We start from the raw sequence: 16341 nt of genomic DNA, 5'->3' as shown, positions 1-16341 counted from the left end.
CGTCGAAGAATTTTTATCCGTCAACTCGCTGCCAACTACCACTCGATTCACCGCCAATCGCCAACCACCCAATCGACCGCAAACCCGCCCCACACCTGCTTCTCCACCACTCAACTCCACCACCGCGACTTGCGTTTCGGCGCTGTGTTTTGCAGCGAGGGGCGAACTATAGGCGGGTTCCCGGAGCTTGGCAACACCTTTGTCGTGACAGGCTGATGACACGTTCGTGAAGAATAGCCGCCAGCCCAGGCTACGCATGGGATTGCGGCCGCAAAGGCCTCGCAAAACGCGCCCCGAGATACCCGATTTCGTTACTCGGGTATTCCCGAAGTCACCCGCCGGACTGTCCTTATTGGTGCTTGAACGTAGCGGCACGCTTTTCGACGAACGCGCGCATGCCTTCCTTCTGGTCTTCCGTGGCGAACGTGGCGTGGAACAGACGGCGCTCCAGATGGACGCCTTCGCTGAGCGAGGTCTCGTAGGCCGCGTTGATCGACTCTTTGATCATCATGACCGTGGGCAGCGAGAAGCCGGCAATGGTTTCTGCGGCCTGGATGGCTTCGTCCAGCAGCTTGTCGGCGGGAATGACACGCGAGACCAGTCCGGCGCGCTCGGCTTCCTCGGCACCCATCATGCGGGCCGTCAAGCAGAGATCCATCGCCTTGGCCTTGGAGACTGCGCGCGGCAGGCGCTGCGTGCCACCTGCGCCGGGCATGGTGCCGAGCTTGATTTCCGGCTGGCCGAACTTGGCGGTATCGGCGGCGAGGATGATGTCGCACATCATGGCCAGTTCGCAGCCGCCGCCGAGCGCGTAGCCGGCCACTGCCGCGATCACCGGCTTGCGGATCCGGCGAATGGTTTCCCAGTTGCGCGTGATGTATTCGTTCTTATAGACGGTGGCGAAGTCGTAATCGGCCATGGCGCCGATATCCGCGCCGGCGGCGAACGCCTTTTCGCTGCCGGTAATGACGATGGCGCCAATGTTGGCATCGGCATCGAAGGCGAGCAGCGCGGCGCCAAGTTCGTCCATGAGCGCATCGTTGAGCGCATTGAGCGCCTTCGGACGATTGAGCGTAATAAGACCGACGCGACCGCGCGTTTCGACCAGAATGTTTTCGTAGGACATGGAAGCTCCAGTTGGAATGGATGTAATATTAGCCGACCAACCGGTCGGTTAATCAATGAACCGATGACCGAGGAGGAGACAAGATGACCAGCCCGACCATTCTGCTTGACTGGCATGAACACGTGGCCACCATCACGCTGAACCGGCCCGATCAGCTCAACAGCTTCACGGCCGGCATGCACCGGGAACTGCGCGAAGCGCTGGACAAGGTGGAGCGCCAGCGCGCCCGCGCCTTGATCCTGACCGGAGCGGGACGCGGTTTCTGCGCGGGGCAGGATCTCTCCGAACTCAATGTCACGCCCGGGCAGATGACCGACCTGGGCCAGCTCATCGACGAACAATTCAACCCGCTGGTACGCCGTCTGCGCGCCATGCCCCTGCCGGTGATTGCCGCGGTGAACGGCGTGGCTGCCGGCGCCGGCGCAAACCTCGCGCTGGCGTGCGACATCGTGATGGCCGCCGAGAATGCGTGCTTCCTCCAGGCCTTTGTAAAGATCGGGCTGCTGCCGGATTCGGGAGGAACGTGGTTCCTGCCGCAGCGCATCGGCGTGGCGCGGGCGATGGGGCTGGCGATGTTGGGGGAAAAGCTCGACGCCAAGACGGCGCTCGCCTGGGGCCTGATCTGGGGCGTTTATCACGACGCCAAGATTCTGATGACCGAAGTGAATTGCATGGCCGACCATCTGGCCAAGCAGCCGACCCGTGCTCTGGCCGCCATCAAGCGCGCCATGCACGCGGCGCCCACACAGTCGCTGGACGCCCAACTGGACCTGGAGCGCGACCTGCAGCGCGAACTCGGCAATTCGCGCGACTATGCAGAAGGCGTGGACGCCTTTCTGAACAAGCGCGTGGCCCATTTCACCGGCGAATAAGGACATCAGCGTGACGGAAACGACCCTCCACGATGCGCAGGCACTGGCTGAAGCGGCCTGCAAAAGCATGTTCGACGCCGATGCCTGCACGCGCTGGCTCGGCATGCGCGTGGAGGCGGTCGCGCCCGGCTTTGCTCGGCTTTCCATGGCGGTGCGGCCTGAATTCCTCAACGGGCATCGCACCTGTCATGGCGGATTGATCTTCACGCTGGCCGATTCGGCCTTCGCGTTTGCCTGCAACAGCCATAACCACAACACGGTGGCGGCTGGGTGCAGCGTCGAATTCCTGCGCCCGGCGCACGGCGGCGAAACCCTCACGGCCGAGGCAACCGAGCAGGTGTTATCCGGCCGCCACGGCATCTACGACGTACGCGTGACAAACCAGGCCGGCGAGGTGGTCGCCATGTTTCGCGGCAAGTCTGCACAGATTCGCGGCCACGTCATTCCGATCCCTGGCAGCCCAGAACCCTAGCTAGACGTCTTATAAAGCCCTCCACAAAACCGCATCACCATTAGAGGACGCCTCAGAACCTGTTCACGATCCGTAGCGAGCGGCCCGAGGTTGGCCCGAGAAGCGCAACCGTACACGGGTACGGTGAGCATCGCAGGGCCAAGATCGGGACGCGCAGTAGGATCGTGAGCAGGTTCGCTCGACGGCGCCCCGAGGAGACCACATGCGCCCCAGCTCGACCGACCTGCCGCTCGATCCGATCGAGACGGCCAGCCGTGACGCCATCCAGGCTCTGCAGCTTGAACGCCTGAGGCGCAGCCTCGCGCATGCGTATGAGAACGTGCCCGCCTACCGGGCCAAGTTCGACGCCGCGGGCGTGCATCCGTCGGATTTGCAGTCGCTTGCCGATCTGGCGAAGTTTCCGTTCACGACCAAGATTGATCTGCGCGACAACTATCCGTTCGGCATGTTTGCGGTGCCGCAGGACCGGATCGCGCGCATCCACGCGTCGTCGGGCACGACCGGCAAACCCACGGTTGTCGGCTACACGCTGGCGGACATCGATACATGGGCCGGCTTGGTGGCGCGCTCGATCCGGGCGGCGGGCGCCCGGCGCGGCGACAAGGTCCACGTGAGCTACGGCTACGGCCTGTTCACCGGGGGCCTGGGCGCGCATTACGGCGTGGAGCGTGCGGGGCTGACGGCCATCCCGTTTGGCGGCGGACAAACCGAGCGGCAAGTGCAGCTCATCTGCGATTTTCAGCCGCAGATCATCATGGTCACGCCCAGCTACATGCTGGCGATTGCCGACGAGTTCGAACGCCAGGGCATGGACCCGGCCGCGTCGAGCCTGCAGATCGGCATCTTCGGCGCCGAGCCTTGGACCCCAGAAATGCGCAGCGCCATCGAAGCGCGCATGGGGCTTTCAGCGGTTGATATCTACGGCCTGTCGGAGGTGATGGGGCCGGGCGTTGCCAGCGAATGCGCCGAAACCAAGGACGGCCCGACCATCTGGGAAGACCACTTCTATCCGGAGATCATTGATCCGGACACCGGCGAGGTGCTGCCCGACGGCGAATTCGGCGAACTGGTCTTCACGTCGCTGACCAAGGAAGCGATGCCGGTGGTGCGCTATCGCACGCGCGATCTGACACGCCTGTTGCCGGGCACGGCGCGACCGGGCTTCCGGCGCATGGAAAAAATCACCGGGCGCTGCGACGACATGATGATCGTGCGCGGTGTGAACGTGTTTCCGTCGCAGATCGAGGAATTGATCCTGAAGCACGCGGCGCTGTCGCCGCACTACCAGTGCGTGCTGGGCAAGGAAGGGCCATTGGATACGCTGACGGTACGGATCGAGGCGGCGCTCGGCGCATCGGCGGACGCGGCCAACTCGGCAAGCAGCCAACTGGCGCACGACATCAAGTCGTTGATCGGCGTGACCGCCGCGATCGAGATTCTGGCGAGCGGCGGGATCGAGCGCTCGGTCGGCAAGGCGCGCCGCGTGGTGGACTTGCGGCGCGCTTAGCCCGCCTCGCCTCTTTAGCGGGTGGCGACGCCGACGCTGCCGCCCTTCGGCACGAGCACCCACAGGCGGCCCGCCTGCTTCATGCGCCCGGCCAAGTCACCGGCGGCATCGCCATGGCCGAAGTAATAGTCGGCACGCACGGCACCGCGAATGGCCGAACCCACATCCTGCGCAAAAACCAGCTTTTGAATTGGATCGGTCGACAGCGGTTTGGTCGTCGACAGGAACACCGGCGAGCCCAGCGGAATGTACGTCGGATCGACTGCGATCGAGCGTTCGTCCGTGAGCGGCACGCCCAGCTTGCCGATCGGGCCGCCCGTGTTGCCGGGCGTCTCGGCAAAGAACACGTAGCGCGGGTTGATGTTGAGCATCTCTTCCACGCGGCTCGGATTGGCACGCGCCCAGGCCTTGATGCCCTGCATGGTGGCCTGCACCGGCGTAATTTCGCCCATGTCGAGCAGCCAGCGCGCAAATGAACGGAACGGCTGGTTGTTCGTGCCGCCCACGCCCAGGCGCATGATGCCGCCCTCTTCCAGCTGGACCTGGCCCGAACCCTGAATCTGCAGGAACGCGGCTTCGACCGGATCATCCACCCAGACAATTTCCTGACCCTGCAGCGCCGGACTGCGGATCAACTGCGCGCGCGCCGGCAGCGTCTTGCCGCGCCAGGCGGCGGGCATGCGGTACAGCGGCGTCTGATAGACACCGTGGCGGGTGCGCGAGCCGCGCAGCAGCGGTTCGTAGTAACCGGTGATGAGGCCGCTGTCGGTACCGTCGTCCTTCACCACGCGATACGGCGTGAAGTTGTCTTCAAAGAACACGCGCATGGCAATCGGGTCGCCGGCATCGACCATCAGGCCGGCGGTGCAGACACGCGACCAATCGGCGCGGCGCTTCATCGCCTGGCAGTTCGATTGCAGGGCGGGCCAGGCGGAGGCAAGGTCATCGGCCGTCCAGCCCGACACATCGGCCCAGGTAGCGGGGGCCAGATGCCCGCCGAGCGTGCCTGTGGGCGCTTGCGGCGTTTCGACGCGCGGCGGCGGCCCGCTCGTGCAGGCTGCCAGCATTGCGGCGACCAGGGCTGCGGCAAAGGAACCAAACCGGGCAGCCCATCGGCGGCGCAGAGCGTTGCGGGCTGGTGTCAATGCGTCCAAGGTTGCTGCTGTCATGCGTGTTTCATCCTGTCCGGTGCGGCCGCGGGCTTGGCTACAATGCCTCGCACCCGAGCTTCCCGCCGTCGACCATGAGCCAATTCTTTGAAAACCATCCGATGATGCTGTTCGGCCTGGAGGCCGGCGTGGCGCTGTTCCTGCTGATCTTCATCGTGGTCTGGACGATGTCGGGCGCCAAGAAGCATCCACGCCCACTGCGTGCGCCGCCGGAGCACCCGTCGCGCCACGGCGACGCTGCCAAGCCTTCGCAATCGACCGACGCAGCGCCAAAAGATTCTCAAGCCGCCAATTCCGACGCGCCCTGATTCCCGATCAGTGCAGCATGCGCGGCATCACCAGCGCAAATTCGGGGATGGGCGCCTCGAAACGGTGGCCGTCTTCGGCCACGCAGAAATACTCGCCGCGCATCGTACCCACAGGCGTCTTGATGGTCGCCCAGCTCGTGTACTCGAAGGATTCACCCGGCGGCAGCAGCGGCTGATGCCCGACCACGCCGAGGCCGTTCACTTCCTGCACCTGCTCTTCGGCGTCGGTAATCACCCAGTGGCGTGAGATGAGCTGGCTCGGCACGTCGCCCGTATTGCGAATGGTGATGGTGTAGGCGAAGGCGTAGCTGCCCTGCTCCGGCTCGGATTGCTCCGGCAGGTAGCGCGTCCGGACCTGGACGGTGAGTTCGTAGCTCGGCATGACGATCCACAATAAGAATGGCGCCCATTGTGCGGCATGGCCGTGGCACCGGCAAGGCACGAGCAGACGGCCGATCCGGCTAAAATAGCGACCTCCTTTGCGCCCTGCGCGCGCCTTATCCGTCTCCCATCATGTCCGTTGCCATCGATCCGTCCGGTTTCCGCATCGCCCCGTCCATCCTGTCCGCCGACTTTGCCCGACTGGGCGAAGAAGTGCGCCGCGTGCTCGAATCGGGCGCCGACTGGATCCACTTCGATGTGATGGACAACCATTACGTGCCGAACCTGACCGTCGGCCCGCTGGTCTGCGAGGCGATTCGGCCGCACGCACAAAAGGATGGCAAGCCGGTGCCGATCGACGTGCACCTGATGGTCAGCCCGGTCGATCGCATCATTCCGGACTTCGCCAAGGCCGGCGCCGACCTGATCACCTTTCACCCGGAAGCTTCCGAGCACATCGACCGCTCGCTGGCGCTGATCCGCGACAACGGCTGCAAGGCCGGCCTCGTCTTCAACCCGGCCACGCCGCTGCACTATCTGGACCACGTGATGGATCGCCTGGACATGGTGCTGATCATGTCGGTCAACCCGGGCTTTGGCGGCCAATCGTTCATTCCCGAAGCGCTGAACAAGCTGCGCGCGGTGCGCCAGAAGCTCGACGCATACCAGGACAAGACCGGCCGCAAGATCCTGCTGGAAATCGACGGCGGCGTGAAGGCCGACAACATCGCCGAGATTGCCAAGGCCGGCGCGGACACCTTCGTCGCGGGTTCGGCCGTGTTCGGCAAGCCGGACGCGGATGGCGGCTACCGCGGCACCGTTGGCGCGCTGCGCCAGGCCCTGGGCGGCGTTACGGCATGACGGGCACGCTGCCGGCCGGGGCCGTCCGAGGCGTCATCATCGATCTGGACGGGACGATGGTCGACACGGCCGGCGACTTCCACGCCGCCATCAACGCCATGCTCGAAGCGCTGGGCGCCACGCCGGACATGCCGACCGAGGAAGTGGTGGGCTATGTCGGCAAGGGGTCGGAAAACCTCGTCCGGCGCGTGCTCGACGCGCGCCTGCCGCCTGCCCAGGCCAACAGCCGGTTTGCGGAGGCTCTCGAGGCCTATCAGCGCGCGTACATCGCCATCAACGGCCAGTACGTAAATGTCTACGACGGCGTGCGCGAAGGGCTGGCCGCGTTGCGCGACCTTGGTCTGGCGCTTGCATGCGTGACCAACAAGCCACACGATTTCACGCAGCCGCTGCTCGCGCAACTGGGGCTGGATGCCAGCTTCGACCTGGTGTACCCCGGAGATGCGTTCCCGTACCGCAAACCCGACCCCTATCCGATGCTGCGCGTGGCCGAGGCGTTTGGCCTGACGCCGGCTGAAATCGTGGCCATCGGCGACTCGGAAAACGACGCCCGGGCGGCCCGCGCGGCCGGCATGCGCGTGCTTGCGGTGCCGTATGGCTACAACCACGGCCAGCCTATACAGGACGCCGGAGCCGATGCTATAGTCGACACACTTTTTGCGGCAGCCGAGTTGATCCGGCCCTATGCAGAGCCACACAACACAGTCTCTGCCGCTTCCAACTGACGATCCATGTTCCTGAATCGCAAACGCGTCGACGCTGGTGGTGACCGGGGGGCCTGGCCCTGGCGGCCCTGGCACGCCCTCGTCCGGGCGTAAGCGTTTGCACGGCTGCTGATCGTTCTTCCCCGGTTTCGGCATTCTGGCGCGTCATGAGCGCGCCGCCCAAGCCACCCTCGCGTCTCCTGCCCCAAACGCTGACCGCCCGCCGGTCTTCCGCCTGCCCGCTATCGGCTGCGGACGACCCTTGCGGGATCGCACGGTCGCTTTTACGACGTTCGCGCGTTCCCATCCCTGATGTTCTGCTAACGTTCCGACGGCATCATCGACGCTCTTGCGTTTGCCGTGGACCGAACGCATGCCGGCGGGCGAGCACCTGCCCGCCCGGCGAATCGACCTGACCGCTCATGACCGAACTCGAATTCAAATCGCTGGCCGACCAGGGCTACAACCGCATTCCGCTGATTGCCGAGGCACTGGCCGACCTGGAGACGCCGCTGTCGCTGTATCTGAAGCTGGCGCAATCGCACGACCGCGGCACGCACACGTTCCTGCTGGAATCGGTGGTGGGCGGCGAGCGCTTCGGGCGCTACTCCTTCATCGGCCTGCATGCGCGCACGCTGCTGCGTGTAAAGGGCAATCGCACGGAAGTCGTCACCGACGGCAAGGTGGTGGAGACGAACGAAGGCAATCCGCTGGACTTCATCGCGGCCTTCGAGCGCCGCCAGAAGGTTGCGCTGCGCCCGGGCCTGCCGCGCTTCTGCGGCGGCCTGGCCGGCTATTTCGGCTACGACGCCGTGCGCTTCATCGAGCCCCGCCTGGCTGAAACCGCCCCGCCCGACGATCTGCAGCTGCCCGACATCCAGCTCATGCTCTGCGAAGAGCTGGCCGTGATCGACAACCTGTCCGGCAAGCTCTACCTGATCGTCTACGCCGACCCGTCGAAGCCCGAGGCGTATTCGCACGCCAAGCAGCGCCTGCGCGCCCTGCGCACCAAACTGCACCAGCCGGTGGATGTGCCGGTGACATCGCCGTCGGTGCGCACCGACACCATCCGCGAGTTCGACAAGGCGGACTACATCACCGCCGTGCTCAAGGCCAAGGAATACATCGCTGCCGGCGACATGATGCAGGTGCAGATCGGCCAGCGCCTGGTCAAGCCGTTCCGCGATGCGCCGCTGTCGCTGTACCGCGCGCTGCGTTCGCTGAACCCGTCGCCGTACATGTACTTCTACAACTTCGGCGACATGCAGATCGTCGGCGCGTCGCCGGAAATCCTGGTGCGCCAGGAAGAGCGCCGCATCCCGGCATCCACCAACGGCAACGGCGCCGACGAATCCGCCCGCATCGTGACGATCCGCCCGCTGGCCGGCACGCGCCCGCGCGGCAACACGCCCGAGCGCGACGCAGAACTCGCCACCGAGCTGCTCAACGACCCGAAGGAAATCGCCGAGCACGTCATGCTGATCGACCTGGCGCGCAACGACATCGGCCGCATTGCCGAGATCGGCTCGGTCAAGGTGACGGATCAAATGGTCATCGAGAAGTATTCGCACGTGCAGCACATCGTCAGCTCCGTCGAGGGCCGCCTGAAACCCGGCATGACGAACATGGACGTGCTGCGCGCGACCTTCCCGGCCGGCACGCTGTCGGGCGCGCCCAAAGTGCGCGCGATGGAAATCATCGACGAGCTGGAGCCGGTCAAACGCGGCATCTACGGCGGCGCGGTGGGCTATCTCTCGTTCTCGGGCGAGATGGATCTGGCGATCGCCATCCGCACCGGCATCATCAAGGACGGCAATCTCTACGTGCAGGCCGCCGCCGGCGTGGTGGCCGATTCGGACCCGGATGCCGAATGGAGGGAGACCGAACACAAGGCGCGCGCCGTGCTGCGTGCGGCCGAGCAAGTGCAAGACGGCCTCGACGCCGATTTCTGAGGTTAAGGAGACCACCATGCTTTTGATGCTCGATAACTACGACTCCTTTACCTACAACATCGTCCAGTACTTCGGCGAACTCGGCCAGGATGTGCAAACGGTGCGCAACGACGAGATCACGATCGAAGAGATCGAAAAGCTGAACCCGGAGCGCATCTGCCTGTCGCCCGGCCCTTGCACGCCGACGGAAGCCGGCATCCTGGTTCCGGCGCTCAAGCACTTTGCGGGGCGCGTGCCCATCCTGGGCGTGTGCCTCGGACACCAGGCGATTGCCGATGCGTTTGGCGGCCGCGTGATCCGCGCGCAGAAGGTGATGCACGGCAAGGTCAGCACCATTGAAAACACCGGCGTGGGCGTATTCGCCAACCTGCCGCGGCATTTCAAGGTGACGCGCTATCACTCGCTTGCCATTGAGCGCGAAACGCTGCCGGATTGCCTGGAAATTACCGCCTGGACCGAAGACGGCGAAATCATGGGCGTGCGCCACAAGACGCTGCCGGTGGAAGGGGTGCAGTTCCACCCGGAATCGATCCTGTCGGAACACGGCCACGCGCTGCTCGGCAACTTCCTGAAGGAACGCTTCTGATGCGCCGCGCGTGCGCGATGGCGCTGGCGATGATGGCAAGCCTGCCGGCGATGGCCGGCACGCTGGAGGCCTGCCGGGCCGCCCAGCCCGAGGCCGGCAACGTCGCCCAATGCGTGCAGACCGCACGCAAGGCGGCACAGACCGAACTGGCGTCGGCCGAATCGACACGCCGCACCGCGCTGCGCGCCCGCATGGCTGCCAACAAAGCCACGGACCGCGGCGCCGCCATGGCGTTCGACCGCACCGTGCGCGCACACCAACTCTATCGACAGGCCGAATGCGACCTGTCCCGCCGCCTGGCCCGCAATGCCCCCGATGCCGACCTGGCTGAAGCCGCATGCGAGGCCGATCTCTCGCGCGAGCGCATCGGCGCCTTGCGCGACGCCGCACAGCCGGTCACCCCGGCTGCGGCTCCGGCAGCGCCCAACTGAATACGGAACGACCATGTCCATCACTCCGCAAGAAGCGCTCGTCCGCTGTATCGAACATCGGGAAATCTTCCACGACGAAATGCTGCACCTGATGCGGCTGATCATGCGCGGCGAGATGTCGCCCGTGATGGCCGCTGCCATCACCATGGGGCTGCGCGTCAAAAAAGAGACCATCGGCGAAATCGCGGCCGCTGCCACCGTCATGCGCGAATTCGCCACCAAGGTCGACGTGCCCGCTGAGGTGTCCGACCACTTTGTCGACATCGTCGGCACGGGCGGCGACGGCGCCAACACGTTCAACATCTCCACCGCCTCGATGTTCGTGGCGGCGGCGGCCGGCGCGCGCATCGCCAAGCACGGCGGACGCGGCGTCAGCTCCAAGTCGGGCAGCGCCGATGTGCTGGAGGCGCTGGGCGTGAACATCATGCTCACGCCCGAGCAGGTGGCCGAATCGATCGAGACGGTCGGCATCGGCTTCATGTTCGCGCCCAACCACCACCCGGCCATGAAGAACGTCGCCCCGATCCGCAAGGAACTGGGCGTGCGCACGATCTTCAACATCCTCGGGCCGCTGACCAACCCGGCCGGCGCGCCGAACATCCTGATGGGCGTGTTCCATCCGGACCTGGTCGGCATTCAGGTGCGCGTCATGCAGCGCCTGGGCGCCAAGCACGCGGTGGTCGTCTACGGCAAGGACGGCATGGACGAGGTGTCACTCGGCGCCGCCACGCTGGTCGGGGAACTCAAGGACGGCGTCGTCACCGAATACGAAATCCATCCGGAAGACTTCGGGCTGCAGATGGTCTCCAACCGCAGCCTGAAGGTGGCCGACGCCGACGAGTCCAAAGCCATGCTGATCGAAGCGCTCGAGAACAAGCCCGGCACGCCGCGCGAGATCGTCTCGCTCAACGCGGGTGCTGCGCTGTACGCAGCCAACATCGCCGGCTCGATCGGCGACGGCATGAAGCTGGCCCGCGAAGCCATCGCCTCGGGCGCCGCGCGCGCCAAGCTTGATGAACTCGTGCGCGTCACCAACCAGTTCAAAGCCTGATATGTCCGACATCCTGCAGAAAATCCTGGCCGTGAAGGCCGAAGAAGTGGCCGCCGCCCGCAAGCACCGCGACCTGCCCAGCGTGCGCGCCGAAGCCGAAGCCAACCGCACCGACAGCACGCTCGCCGCCCGCGGCTTTGCCAACGCGATGCGCGACAAGATCGCCGCCGGCAACGCGGCGGTCATCGCCGAAGTGAAAAAGGCGTCGCCGTCCAAGGGCGTGCTGCGCCCGAACTTCAAGCCGGCCGAGATCGCCCGCAGCTATGCGGAACACGGCGCCGCGTGCCTGTCAGTGCTGACCGACGAGCAGTTCTTCCAGGGCCACGCCGACTACCTGCGCGAGGCGCGCGCCGCCTGCACGCTGCCGGTGCTGCGCAAGGATTTCATGGTGGATCTGTACCAGGTGTACGAAGCGCGCTCATGGGGCGCGGACTGCATCCTGCTGATCGTGGCCGCGCTGGACCAGGGCCTGATGGAAGAACTCGAAGCGTGCGCGCTGGAACTTGGCATGGACGTGCTGGTGGAAGTGCACGACGGCCACGAGCTGGATCGCGCGTTGCGTCTGCAAACGCCGCTGGTGGGCGTGAACAACCGCAACCTGCGCACGTTCGAGACGTCGCTCGACAACACGCTCGGCCTGCTCAAGCACATGCCGGACGACCGCATCGTCGTCACGGAATCCGGCATCCTCACGCCGGACGACGTGCGCAAGATGCGCGCCGCCGCCGTCAACGCGTTCCTCGTCGGCGAAGCCTTCATGCGTGCAGACGACCCGGGCGCCGAACTGGCCCGCCTGTTCGCCTGAGCGCCACACCATGGCCCGCGAGATTGAACTGAAGCTGGCCGTTTCGGCCGGCACGCACGACGCACTGGTCAGCTGGCTGGACGCCAATGCGCAGGCGGCCGGCTCGGTGGAATTGGCGAACGTCTACTACGACACACCCGACCAAGCGCTGGCACGCAGCCGTGCCGCATTGCGCGTGCGCCGTCAGGGCAGCCAATGGCTGCAAACGCTGAAGACCGCAGCCGTGAGTACGTCCGGTCTGAGCGCCCGCCACGAATGGGAGGTGCCGCTGCAGAACGACGCACTGTCCGTCGATGCCTTCGCTGCCAACAACGCCGCCGAAGCCGCCGACTATGTCCGCCCGCATGCGGCTGCGCTGGCCCCGCTGTTCCGCACCGACTTCACGCGCCGCCTGTGGCATGTCGCAGCGGATGGCGGTGAGATCGAGATCGCGCTGGACGCCGGGGCCATCCTCATCCCCGGCACCCAGGCACGCGAGCCGATCGACGAGCTGGAACTGGAGTGGAAGCCCGCCGCGGGCAGCACGCTCACCGAAGACGCAGTTGCCGAACGCCTGCACGCCTGGACGCAGAAGCTGCGCGCCGCCGTGACCGGCCTCACACCGCTCGATATCAGCAAGGCACAACGCGGCTACCAACTGCGCGCGAAAGCCACGGGAGGGCAGCCGTGACGCGACGCGCCAATCCGGCGCAAGCCGCTCTTTTCGACGAACCGGCAGCAGACACCACTGCCGTCGGTTTCACCCCGCTGGCCCAGCAGTTCGATGCCCTGCCCGCCGACTGGAAGGCAATCCTCACGCCGTGTATCGCGCAGACCAATTGGCCGGAGCTATGCGCCTTCGTCGATGGCGAGCGCGCCGCGGGCAAGCCGATCTTTCCGACGGACGTTTTCCGTGCCCTGCACCTGACCTCGGTGGACGATGTGCGCGTCGTCATCCTCGGCCAGGATCCGTATCACGGCACGGGCACCGTCGATGGCCGCGAGATTCCGCAGGCGCACGGCTTGGCGTTCTCGGTGCCGGCCGGTGTGCGCGTGCCACCGAGCCTGCGCAATATCTACAAGGAAATCGAAGCGGAATTCGGCTGCAAGCTCCCGAGCACCTCCGGCAACCTGGAAGGCTGGGCACAGCAAGGCGTGCTGCTGCTGAACACGGTGCTCACCGTCGAGCAAGGCCAGGCGGCAAGCCACGCCAAGCGTGGCTGGGAACGCATCACCGATTGCCTGCTGGAGCAGCTCGCGCGCGTCGGCCACAAGCGCGTGTTCATGCTGTGGGGCAGCCACGCACAGGCCAAACGGGCGCTGCTGTCAGACGGGCACCTGGTGCTGGAGGCGCCGCACCCGTCGCCGCTGTCCGCGCATCGCGGGTTCCTGGGGTGCGGGCATTTCAAGACGGCCAATGATTGGCTGGCGGCGCAGCACCAGCCGACCATCGACTGGCTGAAACCGCAGGCCGCCTGAACCGCGCCGGCCACGCAGCCCCATCGACAAGCCACCGAGCGTCGGCTTTGACTGTCTGAGGGCCGAGTTCGGCGCTCCATGACTCAAGCTTGACTCTCGCAGGCCCAGCTTTGACTCTCCGAGACCCGATCTCCACTCTCTAAGTCCCGACTTCGGCTCTCTGAGGTCCGACTCTTCGGCTCTCCGAGGCCCAACGTTGACGCTCCGAAGGTCGTCTTCGACTGTCTGAGGGTCGCGCGCGACTCTCTGAGGCTCAAATTCGACTTTTTTCGACACGCGTTTGAGTCTTCAAGACCCATCGACGGCGCTCCGAGCCTCGACTTCGGCCCTCTGAGGCTGACCTTTGACGCTTAAACGCTGGATTTCGACTGTCTGTCGCTGGACTTCGGCTCTTTGAGCCCCGTCGTCGACGGTTCGAGGCTCAGCCCGGCCGCGCTAGTCCTTCGACATACGCAGCGCACGCCCGAGCGCGCCGCAGCGCAAAGCGATCTTCGATGTATCGGCCCGCAGCGCCTGCAGGCGGCGCTCCAGCAGGTGCATCGCCGACAGCGATTCCGATTCGGCCGCAGCGTCGACCATGCGCGAGCGTGCCGACTGATCGGCGAAGTCGGCCGCGCCCAGCTCCTGCGTGTCGCGCGGGCGCACGCCCCAGCCGCCTTCATGGACGGCCTGGTCGAAGCGCTCCTTGGCGCGCGTCAGGCTTTCGAGCGCGGCTTCTGCCGTTTGCTCGACCAGCGCCCGCGTATCGGCCTCGTCCAGTTCCTGCGCGCGTTGCCGCACAAGAATGCGCACCGCCGCGACGTGCGCCGCCACGAGGTAGTTCTGCACGATGAAGCGGTTCAGGTTGTCGACGGCGCGGTGCCGGCTCTTGGGCTCGTCGAGCATGCGCGCAAAGGCAGCGATGAGCCCGGTCAGCGATTCCATGAACTGCTTGCGCTGCACGCGATAGGCGAAGTCGTCCTTGAGCGTGCCGAGCAGCAAGTCGCGCGCGGCTTCGATAAAGCGGCGGTTGGTGCGCAGCACGTCGTCCACCAGCTTGGGCAGGTTGCGGTATTCCCAGCTCGGCAGGACGTAGCTGAACGCGGTGGCGATGGCCGCGCCGATCAGCGTGTCGACCAGGCGTTCGCCAATGGCGCCCTTGCTGCCGGGCAACAGCAGGTTGATCTGGATGAGCACCTGCACGCACGCCGCAATGGCCGTGTAGCGGTAGCGCACGGTCACGAACGCGGCGCTGGCGGCCGTCGACAGGTACAGCACGCCCATCAGGATCCACGTCGAATGGGTGAAGCGCAGGATCACCGCTGCGATCACGCAGCCGATCAGCGTGCCGAGCACCCGGTCGAAGTTGCGCTGGCGCGTCATGCTGAACGTCGGCTTAAGGATCACGACGATGGTCAGCAAGACCCAGTAGCCGTGCGAGCTATACGGCAGATGGTCGGCAATCCACAGCCCCGCCGCCACGGCCATGGAAATGCGCAGCGCAAAGCGCAGCACGGGCGAGCGCCACGTCAGCTCTTCCAGCACCAGCCGCAACTCGTATTTCTGGCGCGTGAGAAACGGCGTCATGTCGGGGCGCAGCAGCACCTGCGACAGCTCGACCGGCGTGGCGGTGGCAGCGTGCAGCTGCGCCATGAGGCGGATCGCGCCCCGCACCGTCGCCACCGACTCTTCGAGCGCGGCAATCGCCTCCATCGGCACGCCGTGATGGTTCTGCTGCAGTTCGTGCAACGCGTCTTCAATGGCGGCCACTTCGCGGTCGTACGACAGCGGCGTGGGCGACGGCCGGTCACGGCCGACGGCATAGGCCACGCCTTCGATGTCCATGCGCATGCGTTCAATCACGTCGCGCAGCAGACGCATCACCTCGGCGTCGGCCAGCCACTGGCGCAGCAGCGGGTAGTCGGTATTGGACGACAGCAAATACTCGTAGATGTCGAGCATCCGCATGTGGATCTGCACGAGACGGCCATCGCTGGCGGTGCGGTTGTCGCGGAAGACGAAATCGCGCGCCACCTGCTGCTTGTCGGCCACCGAAATCTGCTGGCGCACGAGCGCATTGAACTGCTCGTCGAAATCCTTGGAGGCGTCGTAGAAGCCGGCCTTGCGTTCCACGTAGACGGCCAGTTCGTAGAGGCATTCGGCCAACACCTGCTCTTTGATGCGGCGGCGCTGGCCCCACGCCACCGCCATCGCAAACGCCATGTAGCCGATGGCGCCGAGGAAGAACTGCAGCGTGTGCTCCACGGCTTCGCGGAAGGCGAATTCCTCGGTGAACGTGAGCGTCATGACGAAGAGCGCCGCAAACTGCAGCGGCATCGTCTTGTTGCCGTACGCCACCATGAGCCCCGCCAGGAAGCTCACCACCACGATCACTGCCGGCAGGATCGCGTACGGCGTTGCCACCGCCACGAGAAACGTGACGGCCGTCGTCAGCAGCACGCACGCCATCATCTCGTTGAACTTGTGCCGCAGCGGGCTGGGCAAATCCATGAGGCTCGTGCACAGCGCGCCGATCGACACCACCATCGCGCCCTGCAGGTCCATCACGAGCAGCGCGAGCAGCGTCAGGCCGATCACGCCGGTGGCAGTACGGATGCCGCGCGAGACGTAATGACTGTAGAGGAACGTGCGTGGATCGTGGACGTAGTCCATCGGGCT

The 16341-nt window shown here is 65.5% G+C and carries 18 protein-coding genes; 14 read left to right on the top strand and 4 right to left on the bottom strand.

Features of this window, described 5'->3' with window-relative positions:
- A partial coding sequence (locus tag R2676_RS19075) for a hypothetical protein (RefSeq protein WP_316857364.1) occupies window positions 1-216 on the top strand: 216 nt, incomplete at its 5' end.
- Between the two features lie 133 nt (window positions 217-349).
- On the opposite strand, the gene R2676_RS19070 is transcribed toward R2676_RS19075, so the two are convergent.
- Window positions 350-1126 (bottom strand): enoyl-CoA hydratase, encoded by a 777-nt coding sequence (locus tag R2676_RS19070; RefSeq protein ID WP_206274010.1) that lies wholly within the window; start codon window positions 1124-1126, stop codon window positions 350-352.
- A gap of 83 nt (window positions 1127-1209) precedes the next feature.
- Between R2676_RS19070 and paaG the strand changes: the two genes are divergently transcribed.
- From paaG to paaK, 3 genes are all read left to right on the top strand, one after another.
- A complete protein-coding gene (gene paaG, locus R2676_RS19065; RefSeq protein ID WP_027680166.1) occupies window positions 1210-1998 on the top strand; it encodes a 2-(1,2-epoxy-1,2-dihydrophenyl)acetyl-CoA isomerase PaaG in 789 nt (262 codons plus the stop codon).
- Between the two features lie 4 nt (window positions 1999-2002).
- Window positions 2003-2470 carry a hydroxyphenylacetyl-CoA thioesterase PaaI gene (gene paaI / locus R2676_RS19060; protein ID WP_316857423.1) on the top strand — a complete coding sequence of 156 codons (468 nt, stop codon included), beginning with the start codon at window positions 2003-2005 and terminating at the stop codon, window positions 2468-2470.
- A gap of 202 nt (window positions 2471-2672) precedes the next feature.
- Entirely contained in the window at window positions 2673-3977 is a 1305-nt protein-coding gene (gene paaK / locus R2676_RS19055; RefSeq protein WP_206274012.1) for a phenylacetate--CoA ligase PaaK, read from the top strand.
- A gap of 14 nt (window positions 3978-3991) precedes the next feature.
- On the opposite strand, the gene mltA is transcribed toward paaK, so the two are convergent.
- A complete protein-coding gene (gene mltA, locus R2676_RS19050; RefSeq protein WP_206274013.1) occupies window positions 3992-5146 on the bottom strand; it encodes a murein transglycosylase A in 1155 nt (384 codons plus the stop codon).
- Between the two features lie 74 nt (window positions 5147-5220).
- Here mltA and R2676_RS19045 point away from each other — a divergent pair, with 74 nt between their 5' ends.
- Entirely contained in the window at window positions 5221-5454 is a 234-nt protein-coding gene (locus tag R2676_RS19045) for a hypothetical protein (RefSeq protein ID WP_206274014.1), read from the top strand.
- A 7-nt stretch (window positions 5455-5461) separates the two neighbouring features.
- Here the strand turns inward: R2676_RS19045 and apaG are convergent, their stop codons facing one another.
- Complete coding sequence (gene apaG, locus R2676_RS19040) at window positions 5462-5836, bottom strand: Co2+/Mg2+ efflux protein ApaG (RefSeq protein WP_012436492.1); 375 nt, start codon at window positions 5834-5836, stop codon at window positions 5462-5464.
- A 131-nt stretch (window positions 5837-5967) separates the two neighbouring features.
- Between apaG and rpe the strand changes: the two genes are divergently transcribed.
- The 9 genes from rpe (at window position 5968) to R2676_RS18995 (ending at window position 13683) form a co-directional block, all read left to right on the top strand.
- Window positions 5968-6696, top strand: coding sequence for a ribulose-phosphate 3-epimerase (gene rpe / locus R2676_RS19035; RefSeq protein ID WP_206274015.1), 729 nt, complete (start codon window positions 5968-5970; stop codon window positions 6694-6696).
- Window positions 6693-7421 carry a phosphoglycolate phosphatase gene (locus R2676_RS19030; protein ID WP_206274016.1) on the top strand — a complete coding sequence of 243 codons (729 nt, stop codon included), beginning with the start codon at window positions 6693-6695 and terminating at the stop codon, window positions 7419-7421. The genes rpe and R2676_RS19030 overlap by 4 nt, the downstream gene beginning before the upstream one ends.
- A gap of 401 nt (window positions 7422-7822) precedes the next feature.
- Window positions 7823-9352 carry an anthranilate synthase component I gene (trpE, locus tag R2676_RS19025; protein WP_063392006.1) on the top strand — a complete coding sequence of 510 codons (1530 nt, stop codon included), beginning with the start codon at window positions 7823-7825 and terminating at the stop codon, window positions 9350-9352.
- Between the two features lie 16 nt (window positions 9353-9368).
- Window positions 9369-9938 (top strand): aminodeoxychorismate/anthranilate synthase component II, encoded by a 570-nt coding sequence (locus R2676_RS19020; RefSeq protein WP_206274017.1) that lies wholly within the window; start codon window positions 9369-9371, stop codon window positions 9936-9938.
- Window positions 9935-10369 (top strand): lysozyme inhibitor LprI family protein, encoded by a 435-nt coding sequence (locus R2676_RS19015; RefSeq protein ID WP_206274144.1) that lies wholly within the window; start codon window positions 9935-9937, stop codon window positions 10367-10369. The genes R2676_RS19020 and R2676_RS19015 overlap by 4 nt, the downstream gene beginning before the upstream one ends.
- A 13-nt stretch (window positions 10370-10382) precedes the next feature.
- Entirely contained in the window at window positions 10383-11420 is a 1038-nt protein-coding gene (gene trpD, locus R2676_RS19010; protein WP_027680176.1) for an anthranilate phosphoribosyltransferase, read from the top strand.
- Between the two features lies 1 nt (window position 11421).
- Complete coding sequence (trpC, locus tag R2676_RS19005; protein WP_206274018.1) at window positions 11422-12225, top strand: indole-3-glycerol phosphate synthase TrpC; 804 nt, start codon at window positions 11422-11424, stop codon at window positions 12223-12225.
- A 10-nt stretch (window positions 12226-12235) separates the two neighbouring features.
- Window positions 12236-12895 carry a CYTH domain-containing protein gene (locus R2676_RS19000; RefSeq protein ID WP_206274019.1) on the top strand — a complete coding sequence of 220 codons (660 nt, stop codon included), beginning with the start codon at window positions 12236-12238 and terminating at the stop codon, window positions 12893-12895.
- A complete protein-coding gene (locus R2676_RS18995; RefSeq protein ID WP_116576397.1) occupies window positions 12892-13683 on the top strand; it encodes a uracil-DNA glycosylase in 792 nt (263 codons plus the stop codon). Before R2676_RS19000 ends, R2676_RS18995 begins: the two co-directional genes overlap by 4 nt.
- A gap of 435 nt (window positions 13684-14118) precedes the next feature.
- On the opposite strand, the gene R2676_RS18990 is transcribed toward R2676_RS18995, so the two are convergent.
- Complete coding sequence (locus R2676_RS18990; protein WP_206274020.1) at window positions 14119-16335, bottom strand: FUSC family protein; 2217 nt, start codon at window positions 16333-16335, stop codon at window positions 14119-14121.
- Window positions 16336-16341: the final 6 nt, after the last annotated feature.

Source organism: Ralstonia flatus (assembly GCF_958439105.1).
GTDB lineage: Bacteria > Pseudomonadota > Gammaproteobacteria > Burkholderiales > Burkholderiaceae > Ralstonia > Ralstonia flatus.
This window is presented reverse-complemented; position numbering and strand designations above follow the sequence as displayed.

Bases quoted from the DNA above. Each gene is read 5' to 3' on its own strand.
- R2676_RS19070 (WP_206274010.1), bottom strand. From the start codon at position 1,126: ATGTCCTACGAAAACATTCTGGTCGAAACGCGCGGTCGCGTCGGTCTT.
- paaG (WP_027680166.1), top strand. From the start codon at position 1,210: ATGACCAGCCCGACCATTCTGCTTGACTGGCATGAACACGTGGCCACC.
- paaK (WP_206274012.1), top strand. From the start codon at position 2,673: ATGCGCCCCAGCTCGACCGACCTGCCGCTCGATCCGATCGAGACGGCC.
- mltA (WP_206274013.1), bottom strand. From the start codon at position 5,146: ATGACAGCAGCAACCTTGGACGCATTGACACCAGCCCGCAACGCTCTG.
- R2676_RS19045 (WP_206274014.1), top strand. From the start codon at position 5,221: ATGAGCCAATTCTTTGAAAACCATCCGATGATGCTGTTCGGCCTGGAG.
- apaG (WP_012436492.1), bottom strand. From the start codon at position 5,836: ATGCCGAGCTACGAACTCACCGTCCAGGTCCGGACGCGCTACCTGCCG.
- rpe (WP_206274015.1), top strand. From the start codon at position 5,968: ATGTCCGTTGCCATCGATCCGTCCGGTTTCCGCATCGCCCCGTCCATC.
- R2676_RS19030 (WP_206274016.1), top strand. From the start codon at position 6,693: ATGACGGGCACGCTGCCGGCCGGGGCCGTCCGAGGCGTCATCATCGAT.
- trpE (WP_063392006.1), top strand. From the start codon at position 7,823: ATGACCGAACTCGAATTCAAATCGCTGGCCGACCAGGGCTACAACCGC.
- R2676_RS19020 (WP_206274017.1), top strand. From the start codon at position 9,369: ATGCTTTTGATGCTCGATAACTACGACTCCTTTACCTACAACATCGTC.
- trpD (WP_027680176.1), top strand. From the start codon at position 10,383: ATGTCCATCACTCCGCAAGAAGCGCTCGTCCGCTGTATCGAACATCGG.
- trpC (WP_206274018.1), top strand. From the start codon at position 11,422: ATGTCCGACATCCTGCAGAAAATCCTGGCCGTGAAGGCCGAAGAAGTG.
- R2676_RS19000 (WP_206274019.1), top strand. From the start codon at position 12,236: ATGGCCCGCGAGATTGAACTGAAGCTGGCCGTTTCGGCCGGCACGCAC.
- R2676_RS18990 (WP_206274020.1), bottom strand. From the start codon at position 16,335: ATGGACTACGTCCACGATCCACGCACGTTCCTCTACAGTCATTACGTC.